This window comes from Mesorhizobium sp. LSHC420B00, from assembly GCF_000503055.1.
In the GTDB taxonomy this organism is placed as follows: Bacteria; Pseudomonadota; Alphaproteobacteria; order Rhizobiales; family Rhizobiaceae; genus Mesorhizobium.
The window spans coordinates 226,052-241,887 of the sequence record NZ_AYVY01000004.1; the positions used below are offsets into that span (position 1 = coordinate 226,052).

Annotated in this window: 16 protein-coding genes; 5 read left to right on the top strand and 11 right to left on the bottom strand. The window is 64.5% G+C overall.

All coding sequences use genetic code 11. From position 1 onward, the window contains the following. The first annotated feature begins 111 nt into the window (after positions 1-111). Positions 112-897 (top strand): DUF899 domain-containing protein, encoded by a 786-nt coding sequence (locus X760_RS50255; protein WP_084642556.1) that lies wholly within the window; start codon positions 112-114, stop codon positions 895-897. Between the two features lie 98 nt (positions 898-995). After that, entirely contained in the window at positions 996-1,262 is a 267-nt protein-coding gene (locus X760_RS50260; protein WP_023718311.1) for a hypothetical protein, read from the top strand. A gap of 46 nt (positions 1,263-1,308) precedes the next feature. Here the strand turns inward: X760_RS50260 and X760_RS50265 are convergent, their stop codons facing one another. The 7 genes from X760_RS50265 to X760_RS50295 all read right to left on the bottom strand — a co-directional run bounded on the left by X760_RS50265 (position 1,309) and on the right by X760_RS50295 (position 9,201). Further along, a complete protein-coding gene (locus X760_RS50265) occupies positions 1,309-2,247 on the bottom strand; it encodes an alpha/beta hydrolase (RefSeq protein ID WP_023718312.1) in 939 nt (312 codons plus the stop codon). A 219-nt stretch (positions 2,248-2,466) separates the two neighbouring features. Beyond that, entirely contained in the window at positions 2,467-3,249 is a 783-nt protein-coding gene (locus tag X760_RS50270; protein ID WP_023718313.1) for a carnitinyl-CoA dehydratase, read from the bottom strand. Further along, positions 3,242-5,320, bottom strand: a complete 2,079-nt coding sequence (locus tag X760_RS50275; RefSeq protein ID WP_031193765.1) for an acetate--CoA ligase family protein — start codon at positions 5,318-5,320, stop codon at positions 3,242-3,244. The genes X760_RS50270 and X760_RS50275 overlap by 8 nt, the downstream gene beginning before the upstream one ends. Before the next feature lie 64 nt (positions 5,321-5,384). Then, complete coding sequence (locus tag X760_RS50280; RefSeq protein ID WP_023718315.1) at positions 5,385-6,548, bottom strand: acyl-CoA dehydrogenase; 1,164 nt, start codon at positions 6,546-6,548, stop codon at positions 5,385-5,387. Between the two features lie 4 nt (positions 6,549-6,552). After that, positions 6,553-7,626 (bottom strand): 3-hydroxyacyl-CoA dehydrogenase NAD-binding domain-containing protein, encoded by a 1,074-nt coding sequence (locus X760_RS50285; protein ID WP_023718316.1) that lies wholly within the window; start codon positions 7,624-7,626, stop codon positions 6,553-6,555. Beyond that, entirely contained in the window at positions 7,623-8,252 is a 630-nt protein-coding gene (locus X760_RS50290) for an HD domain-containing protein (protein ID WP_023718317.1), read from the bottom strand. The genes X760_RS50285 and X760_RS50290 overlap by 4 nt, the downstream gene beginning before the upstream one ends. A gap of 37 nt (positions 8,253-8,289) precedes the next feature. After that, positions 8,290-9,201 (bottom strand): 3-keto-5-aminohexanoate cleavage protein, encoded by a 912-nt coding sequence (locus X760_RS50295; protein ID WP_023718318.1) that lies wholly within the window; start codon positions 9,199-9,201, stop codon positions 8,290-8,292. 76 nt (positions 9,202-9,277) lie between these two features. On the opposite strand from X760_RS50295, the gene X760_RS50300 reads away from it, so the two are divergent. Continuing rightward, complete coding sequence (locus X760_RS50300) at positions 9,278-10,258, top strand: GlxA family transcriptional regulator (protein ID WP_023718319.1); 981 nt, start codon at positions 9,278-9,280, stop codon at positions 10,256-10,258. 61 nt (positions 10,259-10,319) lie between these two features. On the opposite strand, the gene X760_RS50305 is transcribed toward X760_RS50300, so the two are convergent. Together X760_RS50305 and X760_RS50310 are read right to left on the bottom strand one after the other, a co-directional pair. Continuing rightward, positions 10,320-10,529, bottom strand: a complete 210-nt coding sequence (locus X760_RS50305) for a hypothetical protein (protein WP_023718320.1) — start codon at positions 10,527-10,529, stop codon at positions 10,320-10,322. Between the two features lie 166 nt (positions 10,530-10,695). Further along, entirely contained in the window at positions 10,696-11,352 is a 657-nt protein-coding gene (locus X760_RS50310; protein ID WP_023718321.1) for an O-methyltransferase, read from the bottom strand. Positions 11,353-11,445: 93 nt separating this feature from the next. Between X760_RS50310 and X760_RS50315 the strand changes: the two genes are divergently transcribed. After that, on the top strand, positions 11,446-12,078 hold the full coding sequence (locus tag X760_RS50315) for a TetR family transcriptional regulator (RefSeq protein WP_023718322.1): 633 nt from the start codon (positions 11,446-11,448) through the stop codon (positions 12,076-12,078). Between the two features lie 127 nt (positions 12,079-12,205). On the opposite strand, the gene xylA is transcribed toward X760_RS50315, so the two are convergent. Then, complete coding sequence (gene xylA, locus X760_RS50320) at positions 12,206-13,531, bottom strand: xylose isomerase (RefSeq protein WP_023718323.1); 1,326 nt, start codon at positions 13,529-13,531, stop codon at positions 12,206-12,208. A 110-nt stretch (positions 13,532-13,641) separates the two neighbouring features. Here xylA and X760_RS50325 point away from each other — a divergent pair, with 110 nt between their 5' ends. After that, a complete protein-coding gene (locus tag X760_RS50325) occupies positions 13,642-14,004 on the top strand; it encodes a nuclear transport factor 2 family protein (RefSeq protein WP_023718324.1) in 363 nt (120 codons plus the stop codon). A gap of 209 nt (positions 14,005-14,213) precedes the next feature. Here X760_RS50325 and xylB read toward each other — a convergent pair whose 3' ends face one another. Beyond that, positions 14,214-15,668, bottom strand: coding sequence for a xylulokinase (xylB, locus tag X760_RS50330; RefSeq protein WP_023718325.1), 1,455 nt, complete (start codon positions 15,666-15,668; stop codon positions 14,214-14,216). Positions 15,669-15,836: the final 168 nt, after the last annotated feature.

Below are 15,836 nucleotides of genomic sequence, written 5' to 3' on the forward strand. Positions count from 1 at the left end.
CGGAATCGCGTCACACTTGTCACTCTCGCCAATCCGCTATCAGCCCCTATCCTATCTCACGACCCAACACGTCGCGCCGGTGCGGCGACAAACCAGCAAGGGAGATGCACAATGACGGCACATCAGAATGGCACAGGCGAGCAGGGCTCGCGGCTCGCGATGAAGACACCACCGGTCGTTTCGCCTGACGCATGGGAGGCCGCGCGCCAGCAGCTGCTCGTGAAGGAGAAGACCGTGACCCGGGCTCGCGACGCACTGGCCGCCGAGCGCCGGCGGATGCCATGGGTGGCGGTGGAGAAGTCCTATACGTTCGAAGGGCCTGACGGAAAGGTGAGCCTGCTCGACCTGTTCGAGGGCCGCCGCCAGCTGGTCGTCTACCGCGCCTTCTTCGAGCCCGGCGTATTCGGCTGGCCCGACCACGCCTGCCGCGGCTGCTCGCTGGGGGCGGACCAGGTCGGCAACCTTGCCCATCTGAATGCCCGCGACACCACGCTTGCCTACGCCTCGCGCGCACCGCAGGCCGACATTGCGCGGCTGAAGGCGCGGATGGACTGGAAGATGCCCTGGTACACCATCACCGACAGCTTCGATGCTGATTTCGGCGTTGACGAGTGGCACGGCCATAACGTGTTCATCCGCGACGGCGATCGCGTGTTCCGCACCTACTTCATCAACAACCGCGGCGACGAGGCGATGGGGACCGTATGGAGCTACCTCGACCTGACGCCGCTCGGCCGCCAGGAGGTTTGGGAGGATTCGCCCGAGGGCTATCCGCAAACGCCGACGTACAAGTGGTGGAACTGGCACGACAATTACGGTGCCGAAGCCGTCCCCGACAAAAAATGGGTCGAGATATCGGACGCCGGAGAGGCCGCGTTCCGGAATCGCACCGAATAGAACATCTTTGGCGTCGCAGAAATGCGGCTAAGACAAATGGAGGAGCGGGATGCACGGTTCAGTTCGAACGCATCCCGCTCACTACCAGGACAACGGACATGAGCGAGATTCATGCAGGCGGATCCGGCGGCGATGCGAGCCCGGCCGCCCTTGGCGCAGCCGACTGGCTGTCCTTCGCCGCCGCGCCGACCTTCGCAACCATGGCGCTGCTGACGCTTCTCGGCGGAGCGCCGGATATGATGTGCTCGACCGGGCAAGAGGCGTCACCGCTGGCCGGCATGGTCCCGATGTACCTGCTGATGAGCGCCTTTCATTTAGGACCTTGGCTGAAGCAGGTTTCCGGCCGGCGACGCCGCCGCAAATAGAGCTGTACCGGCCGACAAAGGCCCGTTCTGGTCGGGAAGACATCCCTCACCAGATCCACTCGCCCCTTCCCAAAACCGCTACCGCATCGACAATCCGGGTAAAGCTCGAGCGGGCGCGGCCGGCCGTGTGCCTGGCGCGCAAATAGCCATGCACCAGTCCCAGCTCCTCGAACCACCAGGCGCGCCCGCCTGCAGCAATGATGCGGTCGCGATAGGCTTCGCCGTCCGACGACAGCGGGTCGCATTCGGCGGTGATCACGACGGTAGGCGGCAGATTGGCAAAGTCGGCGTCGGCGAGCGGCGACAAGGTGAGATCGCCGGTGCGGTCCTCGCCCCCGGTCCTGATGTCCCTGTAGAAAACGAGGTCGCGCACGTTAAGCATCGGCGCTTCCGCGTGGGTGACGTAGGAGCCGGCGGAGCTGTCGCCGCCAAGGCCGGGATAGACCAGAATCTGGCCGATCGGCTTGCGCGCATGGCCACGCGTCGCGTGGCTGACGGACGCGGCGAGATTGCCGCCGGCACTGTCGCCGCACAGCAGGATAGGCCGTTCGTAAGTGGTCGAAGCCCATTCGAAGGCGCTGATGGCATCGTCGAAGGCGGCCGGATGAAGGTGTTCCGGCGCCAGCCGGTAGTCGACCGAAACCACTTCGTAGCCGGTGCGGCCGCAAAGCTCGGCGCAAAGGTCGTCATGGCTGTCGAGCCCGCCGAGGATAAAACCGCCGCCATGGAAATAAAGCACCATCGCCGCCGCTTCCGGCGCCGGGGCGCGGTAGACGCGGGTCGGGATGTGCCAGGGTGTGGCAATGGCTGTGGTTTCCGCCGTGACGCCTTGGGGATAGCCGGCAAAGAACTCGCGGCACATCCGGTTATAGATCTCGCGCTGCTCGGCGATGGTGTAGTCGATCGTATCGGGTGGATAATAGGAATTGGTCCGCTCGATGAAGGCCCAGGTCTCGGCGTCGATGAGGGTTTTGTAGTTGGTCATTGGCGCCGAATGGGCCGCCAAGGTTGAGCTTGGACACCCCCCTCTGGCCTGCCGGCCATCTCCCCCGCAAGGGGGGAGATCGGCAGCTTTGGCCTTGCCGCTTGTCCTGCAACGCTGGAAATTGGCGAAATCCGATGCGACATCCGATCTCCCCACTTGCGGGGGAGATGCCCGGCAGGGCAGAGGGGGGTGTGAAGGATCGCCATCATCTCCGCAGCGTCACTTCCCCTTCCACACCGGGTCGCGCTTCTCGGCGAAGGCGCGAAAACCCTCGAGATTGTCCTCCGAGCCGTAGAGTGCGTCAACCGTTGGCAGCTGCCGGCGCGTCACCCGGTTCATCGCGTCCTGGAACGTCAGCGATTCAGCGACCCGAGCCGTTTCCTTGATCGCGGCGAAGACCAGCGGCGGGCCGCTGGCGAGCAGCCGCGCGATCTCCCAGACGCGGTCCTCCAGCCTGTCCTTGGGCAGCACCTCGTTGACCAGGCCCCAGCGATGCGCCTCGGCGACATCCATCCAGCGGCCGGTGAGCAAAAGGTCCATGGCGACATGGTAGGGGATGCGCTTCGGCAGCTTGATCGTCGCCGCATCGGCCAGCGTGCCGGCACGGATTTCGGGCAGCGCGAAGGAGGAGTGGTCCGACGCATAGATGAGGTCGCAGGATAGGGCCAGTTCGAAGCCGCCGCCGACCGCCATGCCGTTGACGCAGGCGATCACCGGCTTGTTGAGGTCGCGCAATTCCTGCAGCCCGCCGAAGCCGCCGACGCCATAGTCGCCGTCGACCGCGTCGCCGCCGGCAGCAGCCTTCAGGTCCCAGCCGGCGCAGAAGAACTTGTCGCCGGCGGTCTTGACGATGGCGACGCGCAGCTCGGGATCGTCGCGAAACGCCTTGAAAGTCTCGCCCATAAGCCGCGACGTGTTCAGGTCGATGGCATTGGCCTTGGGCCGGTCGAGCGTGACTTCGAAGATCGTGCCCTCGCGGCGGGTGGTGATGATTTCAGCCATTCTTCTTGCCTCCCAGCACCATCAGCGCGTCGGCGATCCAGGCGCCCTTGCCCTCGGCGCAGACGATCAGCGGATTGATGTCGAGTTCCTCGATCTCGCCGGCATTTTGCTGCACGAAGCCGGCAATGCCCGATATCGCCTCTATTGCCGCCGTGACATCGGCCTTCGGCCGGCCGCGATAGCCGTCGAGCAGCGGGAACAGTTTCAGCCCGCGCAAAGCGGCCTCGATGTCGTCACGGGTCGCCGGCAGCATCAGCGTGACGCTGTCGCGCAACAGCTCGACCAGCACGCCGCCGGTGCCGAGCGTCATCACCGCGCCGAACATCGGGTCGCGGGTGAAGCCGACCAGCAGCTCGGCGACGCCATCGCGCACCATGCGCTCGACATAAAGGCCGGTGCCGAGCGGGCCGAGATCATGGGCGGCGGTGCTGACGGATTCGGCATCCCTCAAATTGAGCCGGACCGCGTCGAGCTCGGATTTGTGGATGACGCCAAGAGCCTTCAGCGCTACCGGGAAGCCGAGCGCCATCGAGGAGATCACAGCCTCGACCGCGTTGCCGGCGCGCTCGCCCTTCGGCACCGGGAGCCCGGCCTCGATGAGCCGCGCTTTCGCCTCCGCCTCGTCCGGGGTGACATGGTCGCCAGCCGGCGCGCCAGACGCCGAGGTGTCGATCGGCTGCGCCAGCGGCTCGCGCCACGCCCAGCCGATGAAGGCTGCCGCCTGGGCGGCGTCCATGGCCTCGGAAATGCCGAACAGCGGCACCATGCCCCGCGCCATCAGCCCTGCAGTGTATTCCTCGGGCAGGTTCTCCGGCAGCGAGGAGACGATCGCGCCTTGCGCGCTGTTGGCCTTCAGCGCCGCTTCGAAGGCGCGCAGCGTCGCCCACCAGTCGGTGTCGGAGCAGCGGTCGGGGCGCGGAAAGTCGAGCACCAGCATGTTGAGGTCGAAGCCGCCAGACACCATGGCGGTGAAGGTGGCGGTCATCGCCGGCTCGTTGTTCCAGATGAAGGTATGGTAGTCGAGCGGGTTGGCCACCGCGACCAGCGGGCCGAGCGTCGATTTGACCTGAATGCGATGCTCGGCGGTGAGAGGCGGAAAGGTCACCCAGCGGCCTTCGGCGCTGTCGGCCATGACGGACGCCTCGCCGCCCGAACAGCTCATCGACGACAGCCGGTAGCCGGGCAGGGGACCGGTGACGTGCAGCAACTTCAGCGCCTCGATGAAGGCCGGGATCGAATCGATGCGGGCGATGCCGAGCCGCTTCAGGAACGCGCCGGACGCTGCGTCCGAGCCGGCCAGCGACGCGGTATGCGAGACGGTCGCCTGCCGCGCCTGCTCGGAGCGGCCGACCTTCATGGCGATAACAGGCTTCTTCAGCTCTCGTGCCCGTGCCGCCAGCCTTTCGAAGCCGGCCACCGAGTCGAAGGCCTCGATATGCAGGCCGAGCGCGGTGACGCGGTCGTCCTCGATCAGGCCGAGCGCCATTTCGGAAAGCCCGGTCTGCGCCTGGTTGCCGGCGGTCATCAGAAAGGCGATCGGCAGGCCGCGCTTCTGCATCGTCATGTTGATGGCGATGTTCGACGACTGGGTGATGATGGCAACGCCGCGACCGCCTTCAGGCAGCCTGATGCCGCCATGCTGGTCGGGCCACAAAAGCGCGCCGTCGGCGTAATTGATCAGCCCATAGCAGTTCGGCCCGATGATCGGCATGGGACCCGCCGCCGCGACCAGCTCGGCCTGCAGCCGCTCGCCGTCCTCGTCATAGGCCTCGGTTTCGAGGAAGCCGGCGGCGAAGCAGACCGCACCGCCGGCGCCGCGCTCGGCCAGCGCCTTGACCACTTCGATGGTCAAGTGCCGGTTGACGCCGATGAAAGCGGCATCCGGCGCACCGGGCAATTCGGCCACCGAGCGATACGCCTTGCGGCCGGCGACCTCGTCCTTGCTCGGATGCACGGGCCAGATCTCGCCGGCAAAGCCCATCTTGATCGACTGCGCGACGACGGCAGCAGCCTGCACGCCACCGAAGACTGCGATCGTTCGTGGGCGCAAAAGCCGCTCAAGTTTGTGCATCGTCATCTTTTCGTTTGAGCATGATCTTTTCCAAAAACCGGATTCCACTTTTTGGGATCATGCTCTAGCCCCCGAACGGGCGCAGCAGCGCCCGCGAAATGATGTGGCGCTGGATTTCCGAGGTGCCTTCCCAGATGCGCTCGACGCGGGCGTCGCGCCAGATGCGTTCCAGCGGCAGATCGTCCATCAGCCCCATGCCGCCATGGATCTGGATCGCCTCGTCGGCGACGAAGGCGAGCATCTCGGTGGCCTTCAGCTTGGCCATGGCCATGTCCTGATCGGTGACGGTGCCCTGATCGTACTTCCAGCCGGCTTCGAACACCATCAGGTCGGCGGCCTTCAGCTCGGTCGCCATGTCGGCGAGCTTGAACGACACGCCCTGGAACTTGCCGATCGGCTGGCCGAATTGCTGGCGCTGCGCGGCGTATTCGATGGCGTGGCCAAGCGCCCGTTCGGCGCGGCCGAGGCAGGTGGCGCCGACCTGCAGGCGCGTCGCGCCAAGCCATGAATTGGCGACGTCGAAGCCCTTGTGCACCTCGCCCAGAACCTGAGTGGCCGGCAGACGGCAATCGTCGAATTCGAGGATGGCATTGGTGTAGCCGCGATGCGAGACGTTGCGGTAGCCGTCGCGCACGGTAAAGCCCTTGGTGCCCTTGTCGACGAAGAAGGCGGTGATCTTCTTGCGTTTTCCACGCGAAGACTCTTCCTCCCCCGAGGCCATGAAGACGATGGCGAAATCGGCGAGGTCGGCGTGGCTTATGAAATGCTTGGTGCCGTTCAGCACCCAGTCGTCGCCGTCCTGCACGGCGGTTGCCTTCATGCCGCGCAAATCGGAGCCGGCGCCCGGCTCGGTCATTGCCAGGCAATCCCATTTTTCGCCGCGAATGCACGGGAACAGATACTTCTCGCGCTGCTCCGGCGTGCCGGCAAGGAGGATGTTGGAAGGCCGCGCCACGCAGGTCCAGTGCAGCGCGTAATTGGCGCGGCCGAGCTCCTTTTCATAGAGCAGCCAGGTCACCGTATCGAGCCCGGCGCCGCCGACATCGGCCGGCATGTTGGCGGCATAGAGACCAGCTTCGATCGCCTTGGCCTTGATCTCCTCGATCAGCTCACGGCGCAGCACGCCGGTGCGCTCCACTTCGCGCTCATGCGGGTAAAGCTCGTTCTCGACGAAGGCCCGCGTCGTCTCGACGATGAGCTTCTGTTCCTCCGAAAGACCAAAATCCATGGTCTCAGCCTTTCTTCTTTTTCTTCGGCTTTTCAGCCTTGGCCTTCTCGGCAGCCTTGGAGGCGGTGGGCTTCTTCGCCGCAAGCTTGGCCAGCTGCCTGGTATAGTCCTTATGCAGGGCGCCGGCGCCCCAGCCTTTGCCTTTGTTCTGCTTCGACAGTGCCTCCATGATCGCGACCAGATTGTCGTCGCGGATCTTTTCGAGTTCGCGGATCGACAGACCGTGCGCCTGGTCGTCCGACTGGGTCGCGATCAGCTCGACCAATTCGTCGTTGAACTCCGGCACATCCATCAGCTTGGTCCATGGCCATTTCAGGCACGGGCCGAACTGCGCCATGAAGTGGCGCATGCCGGCCTCGCCGCCGGCGACACGATAGACCTGGAACATGCCCATCTGCGCCCAGCGCAGGCCGAAGCCATAGCGCATGATGTCGTCAAGCTCCTCGACCGTGCAGATGCCGTCCTTGACCAGCCACAGCGCCTCGCGCCAGGCCGCTTCGAGCAGGCGGTCGCCGACAAAGGCTTCGATCTCCTTGCGGATCACCACCGGCTTCATGCCGATCGAGGCATACATCTCCTTGGCGACTTCGATCGCCTCGGGAAAGGTCTGTTCGCCGCCGACGATTTCGACCAGTGGCAAGAGATAGACGGGGTTGAACGGATGGCCGACCACCAACCGCTCCGGATGTTTCTTCATCGCCACCTGCATGTCGGTCGGCTTGATGCCGGAGGTGGAGGAGCCGACAATGGCGTTGGCCGGCGCATAAAGGTCGATCTCGGCCAGCACGCGGTGCTTGAGGTCGAGCCGCTCCGGCACGCTTTCCTGGATGAAGTCGGCATCGGCGACCGCCTCGGCGATCGTCTTGGCGAAAGTGAGCTTGCCCGCTTTCGGCAGGCCGCCGGGCAGCATCTGCTTGTAGGCGCGTCGCGCTCCCTTCATCACCTCGCCGACCTTGCGTGACGCCTCGGGGTCGGGATCGAAGATCGACACGTCGATTCCGTTGAGCAGCAGCCGCGCGACCCAGCCGGCGCCGATGACGCCGCCGCCGATGGCTGCCGCCTTGTTGATGATGCTCATGCGGAGGCTCCGGTTCTTGTGCTGGCTGTTGCGGGGTCGGTGAGGGCGACACGCTCGCCGGCACGGATCACGGACGCGTCATAGGCCTTGCGCGCGAACACTTCGAGCACGAAGGGCCGGAAGAAATCGATCGGCAATGTCTCGTAATCCGGGTCGAAGCTCGACTGGTCCCAGCGCTCGCAAAACTCATCGCAATCGTCGAAGTAGATGTGCCCGGCGAAACGGTCGCGGGCGTGCGGGGTGCCGCCGAGGTGATGTGCGTAATAGAGGCGCTGGAAGTCGCCGTGCTTTTCCACCACCCAGGTGCATTGCTCGCGTACAAAGGGCTTCAGGATCGACGCCGCATACTCGTCGTGATTATAGGGCGCGTAGATGTCGCCGATGTCGTGCAGCAAGGCGCAGGCAATCCAGTCGGTGTCGGCGCCGTCGCGCCAGGCCCGCGTCGCCGCCTGCAGCGAATGGCCGAGCCGGGTGATCTTGTAGCCCGACAGCCCTTCGTCGAGCTGGACAAGCGCGTCGAGCAGACGCTCGCCGGTCTTTGCCGCATGGTCGATCTCATGCTCGGTGAGGAAGGCATAATCCTCGCGGTCGCCGTCCTTCATGGCGGTGAACTTCACGGTCTTCATCGGCGGCTCCTCCCAACCGGGTTCTTCCCGCCCTTGCTCAAAGCGGTGCGCGCTTCGTCAGGTTCAGCTTCTTTCGCACCTCATCCGGGCCGATGACCCTGGCGCCCATATTCGACACGATACTGACCGCCCGCTCGACCAGCTGCGCATTGGTCGCCAGCACCCCCTTGTCGAGCCAGAGATTATCCTCCAGCCCGACACGGACATTGCCGCCGGCCAGCACCGCGGCAGCGACATAGGCCATCTGGTTTCGGCCAATGGCGAACGCCGACCAGTTCCAGGTCGACGGTACATTGTTGACCATGGCCATGAAGGTGTTGAGGTCGTCCGGCGCCCCCCACGGCACACCCATGCACAATTGCACCAGCGCGTCCGGCTTCAGCACTTGTTCCTCGACCAATTGCTTGGCAAACCACAGATGCCCGGTGTCGAAGGCCTCGATCTCCGGCTTGACGCCGAGCGTCGTCATCATGCCGCCCATGGCGCGCAGCATGCCGGGCGTGTTGGTCATGACATAATCGGCCTCGGCGAAATTCATCGTGCCGCAGTCGAGCGTACAGATTTCCGGCAGGCACTGGCGCACATGTTCCATGCGGTCGGTCGCGCCGCCCATGTCCGTGCCTTTTTCGTTCAGCGGCAGCGGCTTTTCCGGTGGGCCGAACACCATGTCGCCGCCCATGCCGGCGGTCAGGTTCAAAACCACGTCGACGTCAGCCGCGCGGATGCGCTCGGTCACCTCGCGGTAGAGGTGCACGTCGCGCCTAGGCTTGCCGGTCTCGGGATCGCGCACATGGCAGTGCACGATCGCAGCCCCTGCCTTTGCCGCCTCAATGGCCGAATCGGCGATCTGCTTGGGCGAGCGCGGCACGTGCGGGCTGCGGTCCTGCGAACTGCCGGACCCGGTCACGGCACAGGTAATGAAGACCTCACGGTTCATCGCTAACGGCATCGGACTCTCTCCCAATAGAACGTAGGGCAAGAATGCCTGACTTGCCGGAAACTGTTTTGCGTTTTACGAAGATCATGTGACCAAAACCGAAAAACCGACGATCTTTCGTGCCGAACGTCTGCCGCTCAAGGTGACGCTGCTGGTATTCTCCGGCTCGTCGATCATGTGCGTCGCGTCGGCCGTCGACCCGTTGCGCGCCGCCAACCGTATTGCCGGCGAGACGCTGTTCGATTTCAGGCTGGTCTCGGTCACAGGCGAGGCGCCGGTCACCACATGCGGCCTGCCGGTGGCGGTCAGCGGCCGCTTCGATGCGGCTGACACAACCGACATGCTGGTCGTCGTCGCCGGCTTCGGCACGCAGAACTACGCCACTTCAGCCTTGCTTTCCGGACTGCGCCGGGCGGCGCGCGCGGCACGCGCCTGCGGCGGCGTCGAGGCCGGCACCTGGCTGGTGGCGCGCGCGGGCTTGCTGGAGGGGCGCAGCGCCACCACCCACTGGGAGGATATGGAGGATTTTTCTTCGGCCTTTCCCGGCGTCGACGTGCGCCCCGACCGCTACGTCATCGACGGTCCCGTATTCACCTCTGGCGGCGCCTCGCCGACCTTCGACCTGATGCTGCATCTGATCCGCACGCGGCTCGGCATGGCCGTGGCGCTCGATGTCGCGAGCGTCTTCATCTACGACCAGGCGCGCGCCGCGACGGACGCGCAGCCGCTGGTCTCGCTCGGCCGTCTTGACGGCTACGATCCCAGGCTGGCGCAAGCCATCCGGCTGATGGAAGCGCATGTCGACCAGCCCCTGACTGTCGCCGCCGTGGCCAAGCGCGCCGGGGTGACGGCGCGGACGCTGGAAAGTATCTTTCGCAAGTCGATCGGCGAAACGCCGGGCGCCTATTATCTCAGGCTGCGCCTCGGCGCCGCGCGCCGGCTGGTGGTCGATACGCGCATCGCTATGGCGGACATTGCCGGGCGAACGGGGTTTTCGTCCGCCGCGGCATTTTCCAGAGCGTTTTCAAGAGCGTTCGGCGAAGCGCCGGTCAGGCTGCGTCGAGGATAATGCATGTCGCCCAAAAGTGCGTAGCGGTTTTGGGGTAACGACATGCACAGACAAAGGTGGATCAGGCAGCGTCTTGGCGGACGCTGTTGCCGTCGATCTGCGAGCGCATCTGTCTCGCCAGATGGGTCTCGAAGCGGCTGGCGACCGCGCGATCCCATTCGTTTGCACTCAGCGCACCATGCTTGGGGTGCGGCAGCGCCATCAGCCGGTCGATGATCGATCCGGCCTCGCCAGATGAGAGCAGGGCGTCGATTTCGCGTTCGTGCTGCATATCGTTTCGCCTCCTTCTTTCTGATTCCCGCCACGAACCACACTATAGGAACTCCGTGACGGCTGTTTGAAGGCAAGAGCGAGGCGATTGATGGGCGATGCCGGGCAAAGTTTTGTCCGCCGCCGCCCATCTTGGGCACGATCTTTCCGACAGATCAGGCGGTGCGTCAGCCGAGCCGCATGGACAGTTCGACATCCTCGCCGAACGGCGTGGACATGTAGCCGCTTCCGGTCGAGCGCACCCGCGAGAGGTATTCGGGGCAAAGATCGGCATTGTCGGCAACGACCAAGGCGCCCGGCCTGAGGCGACTTTCAACTAGGGTCAAGACCTCGGGATAGAGCGCTTTGGCGCCATCGAGCAGCAGCAGGTCGACCGTTTCGGGAAGATCGACGCTTAATGTTTGCAGCGCGTCTCCCTCTCGGATTTCCACCATGTCGATGAGACCGCCTGCTGTGAGGTTGCTCCTGGCGCGCGCCACCTTGGATGGCTCGAACTCGCTGGTGATCAGGCGGCCGCCGCCATTGTCCCGCAAGGCTGCGGCAAGGTGCAGGGTCGAGATGCCGAACGAGGTTCCAAATTCGACGATCGTCCGGGCGCCGCTGCTCCGTGCCAGCATGTAGAGCAGCGTGCCGGTCTCTCGCGAAACGGGAAGCCAGAGATCCTTTAGCCGCCCGTAGAAATCGAGGTATTCGGTCTTGCTCCGAATGAAGCGGCTCCGCTCCTCGGCGGAGAGCTCCGCCACGGCAGGGCTCGTTGCCGCAGCGGCTTCCTCGAACAGGCGGTCCAGCAGGGGCGCCAGCGGCGTTGTCGTCAGTGTGGTCATATTGGTCTCCAGTCAAAATTGAATGCGTTCTTGTGCGGCATTCAAAATACGACTAATCATTCGCATTCAATAATCGCATTGGCGCGCCTCTCAATGAGCGATCACCGAAGTCCGCGGATTTCCTCGCGAAAACAGCCCAAGCAGGCCCGCTCGGCGGAGCTCGTTGCTGCGATTTTGGAGGCTGCTGTTCAGGTTTTGGCGAGGGAAGGCGCGCAGCGCTTCACCACGGCGCGGGTGGCCGAGAAGGCCGGTGTCAGCGTCGGATCGCTGTATCAGTATTTTCCGAACAAGGCGGCGATCCTGTTCCGGCTCCAGAGTGACGAATGGCGGCAGACGACCGATTTGCTGCGCGACATCCTCGAGGATATCAGGAAACCGCCGCTTGAAAGGCTGCGCGGCCTGGTCCACGCCTTCCTCCGCTCGGAGTGTGACGAGGCCGCGGTGCGTGTGGCGCTCGACGACGCCGCACCGCTTTACCGCGACGCGCCTGAGGCGCGGGCGGCAAGGGCGTCCGGAGACCGCACCATCCAGCTCTTCATGCAGGAGGCGTTGCCCAACGCCGCGCAAGCGACCCGCGAATTGGCCGGCGACCTCGTCATGACGGCGCTGAGCACGGTGGGGAAGCAGTTCTCGGAGGCGCCTCGAACCCCGGCGGAGATCGAAGCCTACGCCGACGCCATGGCCGACATGTTCTGCGCCTACCTAAGAGGCCTCGATCACGGCTAGGACATATGCCAGGCCCGGTCAGCAAGCAGACCGAAAGTGTCGCACCGGGCAAACCTTGTCGGTTTCGGCCCCGCGGAAAGTCGTCAGCCGGCGGCCGCTGAACAATGCGGCCGCGAATCGGTACGCCTCAGACGTACCGGTTGACGATATTCTCGAGCAGTTCCTGGCGGCCGGATCGGGGCTGCGGCTCGATCTTCTCCTTGACGACGCGATCAGCAATTTCCTCCAGCGTGCGCTTGCCGGCAAGCATCGCCTTGGCCTCGGCCGAATCCCAGCCGGCATAGCGCTCGGCGAGCGGCGCCGACAGCGCCTTGTCCTCGACCATGCGTGCCGCTGCCTTGAGGCCTCGAGCGCAGCAATCCATGCCGCCGATATGACCGATCAGCAGATCCTGCGGATCGAGCGACTGGCGCCTGAGCTTGGCGTCGAAATTGGTGCCGCCGGTCTTGAAGCCGCCCGCCTGCAGTACGTGATAATAGGCGAGCGCCATCTCCGGTACATTGTTTGGGAACTGGTCGGTGTCCCAGCCCGATTGGTAGTCGTTGCGGTTCATGTCGATCGAGCCGAAAATGCCGAGCGCATTGGCCAGCGCCAGTTCATGCTCGAACGAATGGCCGGCCAGGATGGCGTGGCCTTGCTCGATGTTGAGCTTGACCTCGTTCTCCAGTCCGAAACGCTTGAGGAAGCCATAGACGGTGGCGACGTCGTAATCATACTGGTGCTTGGTCGGTTCCTGAGGCTTCGGCTCGATCAGGATGGTGCCTTCGAAGCCGATCCTGTGCTTGTAGTCGACGACCAGATTGAGAAAGCGGCCGGCCTGTTCCTGCTCGCGGGCAAGGTCGGTGTTGAGCAGCGTCTCATAGCCCTCGCGGCCGCCCCACAGCACGTAGTTCTCGCCGTTCAGCCGCTTGGTGATGTCGATGCAGTGTTTCACCGTCGCGGCCGAATAGGCAAAGACGTCCGGATCGGGATTGGTGGCGGCGCCCGACATGAAGCGGCGGTTGGAGAACAGGTTGGCCGTGCCCCACAACAGCTTGACGCCAGTCTGCTTCATCTTTCCCGAGAAATAATCGGCGATCTCGTCGAGCCGCGCCGCACTTTCGGAAAAGTCCCGGCCCTCCGGCCGCACATCGGCATCGTGGAAGCAGAAATAAGGCGCGCCCAGCAGCGAAAACATCTCGAAGGCGACGTCGGCCTTGAGCTTGGCCAGCTCCATCGTGTCGGTACCGCCGGCCTTGGGGAACCACGGCCGGTCAAACGTCTGGCCGCCGAACGGATCGCCGCCTGGCCAGGCAAAGGAATGCCAGTAGGCGACGGCAAAGCGCAGATGGTCTTCCAGCCGCTTGCCGGCGACGATCTCGTCGGGATTGTAGAACCGGTAGGCCAGCGGATTGGTCGAATCCGGTCCCTCATATTTGATCTGTTGGATGTCGCCGAAAAAACCGCTGGTCATGTTCTTTTCCTCTCGCATGGTTCGGCCTGATTACCTCAAGCGTAATTGGTTTCGCGCTGGCGCTGGTCGAAAAGGCTCATGTCAAGAGCATCCAACGAAGGAGACAGACCATGACCGACCTCAACACCATTGCCGAAAACTACATCGCCGCCTGGAACGAGAGTGACGCCGCGCGCAGGAAAGCCTTGCTCAAGACGACCTTCACCGAGGATGTCGGCTACCGCGATCCGATCATGCAGGGCGACGGCCATGACGGCATCGCCGCGCTGATCGAAGGCGTGCAGCAGCGCTTTGCCGGCTTCAGGTTCTCGCTGAAAGGCGAGCCGGACGGATTCGCTGACGCCATCCGCTTTTCGTGGAACCTTGGGCCGGACGGCACCGAGCCCGTCATCGAAGGCACCGATATCGGCGTCATCGAAAATGGCCGGCTGAAAAGCGTCACCGGCTTTCTCGACAAGGTGCCGGCACAGTGAGGAAATCTCGGCAAAGTGGGGGCCAAGCACCCCCCTCTGCCCTACCGTGCATCTCCCCCTCAAGGGGGGAGATTGGCTGGCCTTTCCGCCTTCGCCAATCACCGATCTTGCAAGACTTGCATAGCCGTCGACGCTGCCGATCTCCCCCCTTGAGGGGGAGATGCCAAATGGTGGCAAAGAGGGCAGGCCAGAGGGGGGTAAGCGCCAGCTCACGCGGTTACAGCCCTGATCGCCGGGTAAAGCTGGCGGTAGCGCTGATAGGCCTGCGCATAGGCGTCGCCGAGGGCGGCGACCGGCTCGACCGTGGCGTCCGTCGCCGGCGCCGTGCACACGGCGCGCGGATCGGCAGCGGTCGCCGCGATCAGGCCAAGCCGGGCCGCACCGAACGCGGCGCCGAAATCGCCCTCGGCGGGAATATCGATGGGCAGGCCAAGCGCGGTGGCGATGGCCTTCAACCAGTAGCGCGAACGCGAGCCGCCGCCGATCGCCGTCACCCGGGTCAGCGTCGTGCCGGCCTTGGCCAGAGCTTCCAGGCTGTCGCGGAAAGCGAAAGCGACGCCTTCGAGCACGGCCTGGGTCAGCGCCGCGCGGCCGGATTCGTGTGCAAGCCCCGTAAACGCGCCGCGAATGGCGGAATCATTGTGCGGCGTCCGTTCGCCTGAGAGATAGGGCAGGAAGGAGACACCGGTCGGCGCCTGCAGCGCATCGCCGAGTTCGGCGGTCAACTCGCCAGCACCTTTGCCCGCGATTGCCGATAGCCAGTTGAGCGAATCGGTTGCCGACAGGATGACGCCCATCTGATGCCAGGTGCCGGGCAGGGCATGGCAGAATGTATGCACGGCGCTTTCCGGGTTGGGCAGATAGGACGCATTGGCGGCAAAAAGCACGCCTGACGTGCCGAGCGAGACGAAAGCCTGGCCGGCACCGACCGTGCCCATGCCGCAGGCCGAGGCCGCGTTGTCGCCGGCGCCGCCGGCGATCGGGATGCCCGCCTGCATGCCCCATTTCGCAGCCAGTTCGCTGCGCAAGGCACCGGCCTTTGCCGTGCCTTCGACCAATGACGGCATCTGCCTTTCGTCGAGCGACGTGGCGGCGAGCAGTTCGGCGGACCAGGCTCGTTTGCCGACGTCGAGCCAAGACGTGCCAGCCGAATCCGACATTTCCGAAATATGCTCGCCGGCGAGCCAGAGCCGCAAAAAGTCCTTCGGCAGCAGGACCTTTGCCACCTTGGCGAAAACAGCCGGTTCGTTGTTTTTCACCCAGGCGAGCTTTGGCGCGGTGAAGCCGGGAAAGACGATGTTGCCGGTCAGCTTGCGAAAGCGCGGGTCGGCGTCGAGTGCGGCCGCCTCGGCGTGGCTGCGTGTGTCGTTCCACAGGATGCAGGGGCGCAGCACCTGGTCGGCGGCATCGAGCAGGGTGGCGCCATGCATATGGCCGGAAAGGCCGATGCCTTTGACCGCCGCGAGTTCCTTCGCATGCGTGCCCTTCAGCTCGGCGATCGCCGCTTCGCAGGCGCCGATCCACTCGGCCGGGTTCTGCTCGGACCAGCCGGGATGCGGGCGCGACACGTCGAGCGACGCATGGCCGGAACCGACGATGCTCTGCCCTGCATCGATCAGCAGCGCCTTGACGCCCGACGTGCCGAGATCGAGGCCGAGATACATGTTTCCTCCCATGTCCGTCAGGCCTGGCGGCGACGGTCTTTCTTGCTTCCCTGCCCAGTCCTGCGACACGGGCGGCGAAGATATCCCGGCAATCGTGCCGCCGGACAAGCGCTCCGGTCAACACGTGAAGATTTTTTCGACACTCGAAAAAATCTTGCCGGGGCAGTT

What these genes read in the sequence shown, in the direction of transcription:
- X760_RS50255 (WP_084642556.1), top strand. Translation starts at nt 112, where the DNA reads ATGACGGCACATCAGAATGGCACAGGCGAGCAGGGCTCGCGGCTCGCG.
- X760_RS50260 (WP_023718311.1), top strand. Translation starts at nt 996, where the DNA reads ATGAGCGAGATTCATGCAGGCGGATCCGGCGGCGATGCGAGCCCGGCC.
- X760_RS50265 (WP_023718312.1), bottom strand. Translation starts at nt 2,247, where the DNA reads ATGACCAACTACAAAACCCTCATCGACGCCGAGACCTGGGCCTTCATC.
- X760_RS50270 (WP_023718313.1), bottom strand. Translation starts at nt 3,249, where the DNA reads ATGGCTGAAATCATCACCACCCGCCGCGAGGGCACGATCTTCGAAGTC.
- X760_RS50275 (WP_031193765.1), bottom strand. Translation starts at nt 5,320, where the DNA reads ATGCACAAACTTGAGCGGCTTTTGCGCCCACGAACGATCGCAGTCTTC.
- X760_RS50280 (WP_023718315.1), bottom strand. Translation starts at nt 6,548, where the DNA reads ATGGATTTTGGTCTTTCGGAGGAACAGAAGCTCATCGTCGAGACGACG.
- X760_RS50285 (WP_023718316.1), bottom strand. Translation starts at nt 7,626, where the DNA reads ATGAGCATCATCAACAAGGCGGCAGCCATCGGCGGCGGCGTCATCGGC.
- X760_RS50290 (WP_023718317.1), bottom strand. Translation starts at nt 8,252, where the DNA reads ATGAAGACCGTGAAGTTCACCGCCATGAAGGACGGCGACCGCGAGGAT.
- X760_RS50295 (WP_023718318.1), bottom strand. Translation starts at nt 9,201, where the DNA reads ATGCCGTTAGCGATGAACCGTGAGGTCTTCATTACCTGTGCCGTGACC.
- X760_RS50305 (WP_023718320.1), bottom strand. Translation starts at nt 10,529, where the DNA reads ATGCAGCACGAACGCGAAATCGACGCCCTGCTCTCATCTGGCGAGGCC.
- X760_RS50310 (WP_023718321.1), bottom strand. Translation starts at nt 11,352, where the DNA reads ATGACCACACTGACGACAACGCCGCTGGCGCCCCTGCTGGACCGCCTG.
- X760_RS50315 (WP_023718322.1), top strand. Translation starts at nt 11,446, where the DNA reads ATGAGCGATCACCGAAGTCCGCGGATTTCCTCGCGAAAACAGCCCAAG.
- xylA (WP_023718323.1), bottom strand. Translation starts at nt 13,531, where the DNA reads ATGACCAGCGGTTTTTTCGGCGACATCCAACAGATCAAATATGAGGGA.
- X760_RS50325 (WP_023718324.1), top strand. Translation starts at nt 13,642, where the DNA reads ATGACCGACCTCAACACCATTGCCGAAAACTACATCGCCGCCTGGAAC.
- xylB (WP_023718325.1), bottom strand. Translation starts at nt 15,668, where the DNA reads ATGTATCTCGGCCTCGATCTCGGCACGTCGGGCGTCAAGGCGCTGCTG.